This window comes from Streptomyces sp. E11-3 (genome assembly GCF_046540415.1).
Taxonomy (GTDB): Bacteria; Actinomycetota; Actinomycetes; order Streptomycetales; family Streptomycetaceae; genus Streptomyces.
Genome location: NZ_JAZGRL010000127.1, coordinates 1 through 2075, shown reverse-complemented (window position 1 = coordinate 2075; position 2075 = coordinate 1). Strand labels below are relative to the sequence as shown.

The 2075-nt window shown below is 71.8% G+C and carries 2 protein-coding genes; both read left to right on the top strand.

Going from position 1 to position 2075, the window contains the following annotated elements; genetic code table 11:
- Positions 1-956: hypothetical protein (locus U9R90_RS35770; protein ID WP_411061636.1), on the top strand; the 956-nt coding region annotated here is incomplete at its 5' end.
- Between the two features lie 374 nt (positions 957-1330).
- Positions 1331-2008: a hypothetical protein gene (locus tag U9R90_RS35765; protein WP_411061634.1), complete on the top strand. Its 678-nt coding sequence runs from the start codon at positions 1331-1333 to the stop codon at positions 2006-2008.
- The last annotated feature ends 67 nt before the right edge of the window (positions 2009-2075 follow it).

The window sequence follows — 2075 nt, the reverse complement described above, 5'->3', positions numbered from 1 at the left end:
GGCCCCTCACACCTCCCGGAGACACACCGATGATCACCGCCACGCCGCTCCCCAAGGCCACCGCCGCCGCCCACCGCGCCCGCGCCCTCGCGCACATCCTTCGCGAACAGTCCGCACTCCGAACCGCGCCCGATGCCACGCGCAGCATCGCCAACCGCCTTGAAGCCGCCGCCCTTTCGTTCGAGACCGACCCGGCACCCGTCCTCGACGGCATCACGGACACCAACACCGTCCCCGGCGATGCCGCACTCGCGATCATCGACGCAGAGATACTGGCGCACGACAATCCCGGCACCACGCTCCCCACCGACTTCGGCCGGTACATCACCGCGCCCATCCACGGTCGCGAGCCGTCACAGCCCGCCGAACTCCACCCCGCGAGCCCCCAGCTCGCACGCCAGGAGACCCGACTCCGCCAAGTCCTCGCAGACATCCACGCGCAACTCAGCGCCACCACCCACCCCGACATGCTGCGCGATCACCTCGCCAGCGTGCTTCGCTGGCACCGCCAGTGGGCCCGGCTCTCCGACGCCGTCCGGATCGACAACGCGCGCCCCTGCAACCTGCCCTCCTCCGTACCTACGCTCCCCGAAGCGCCAGGCACCTCACCGGACGAAGGACCCGACCTCACCGGTCTCACCGCGTACACGATCTCCGTCATCCGCCTCGCCAAGTCCAAGGGCCTGCACCCACAGTGGGGCGCGCCGCGCGGCAACGCCCGCCGACTGATCCTGAACGCGTCCGGCCCCCACGGCGCGTTCGGGTCCATCCAGGTCGGGCGCACCAGCGGCAAGATCCTGCGGGCCGAGATCATCCCCGGCAACGGCCGCAAACCGCTTCTCTCGCAGGGCACCAACGCCGTACGCGCCGCACTCAAGGCCCTCCCTGCCAGCGCTTGCCCGTCCGGCTGCTCCGCACCGTCGACAGTCGCCTGTAACAGCACCAACCGCCCGTGACCCCACCGGGCGGGACGCGCGACCGTCCCGCCCGGACCCCGGCGTCCAGCAACCGCCGCACCATTCCGAACGTCGGCTACGGCCGTCCCCGAACGAAAGAGCCCCCATGAACGGCTGCCCCTGCTGCTGCTCCCAGTGCGATCGCGGATACGTACGAGACGCCGTCTACGACGAGGACGCCCGCCGCTGGGTCCCTGTCGACTACCACTGTGACTGCCGCACCGAGCGGGCCCGCCGCTGCCCTAGCTGCACCTGCTGTGACCCGGTCCTCGGCGCCCTCTGCGACGCCTGACCACCACCCTCACACCGGGGCGCGCCCCCGGTGCGCCTCCCCCGGCCGGAGAGCAACCGGCCCCGACCCGAACGGAACCCCAGTGACCACCGCCAAGCCGCTCCAGCTCGCCGCCGCCACCCGTGCCCGGACCGCTGCCAGCGTCGCCCGCGACCGCTTCGCCGCCCCCGAAGCGATGCGTGCACTCCAGTTCATCGCCGCGCACTTCGACGCCGCCGCTACCGCGTGCGAGTCCTACGACGGCACCACCAACGCCCCCTTCGCGGAAATGTGGCGGGCTCTCGCCGACGCTCGCGAGCTGATCCAGATACACCCCGACAGCCGCCTCCCGACCGACGTGATCGAGTACATCACCGCGCCGCTCACCGCTTCCCCCCTGCCGACGCTGCCCCGTCTCCTCCCGCCCAGCGAGCGGGACGCCACCGAGGAGACCGCGCTCCGCGCCGAACTCGAACGACTCCACGCCGACACCGAGGCAGCCGACACCGACACCAACCGCTGGTTCCGCGCGGTGCTCGCCGTCCTTGAGGAGTGGAAGCGGCTCGAAGGCGCCGTCGACGTCGACAACCGCCGCCCCTGCAACTGGGCGCGCGTCGCCGAGCTGCACCTGAAGTGCATCGCGTGCGGCTGCTCCACCATCCGGTTCAGCGTCCGCGAGTCAGCCGCCTGCGAGTGCGGCAAGGTCCAGACCTGGAGTGACGTCATGGTCTGCGACTGCTGGGGCTACGAGTGCCCCGCCATCCGAACCAGCCCGAGCTGACCCCCTCGCCCCGTCGGGGCGCACCACCCCGGTGCGCCCCACCCCTTCGGGCCGGAGAGCAACCGGC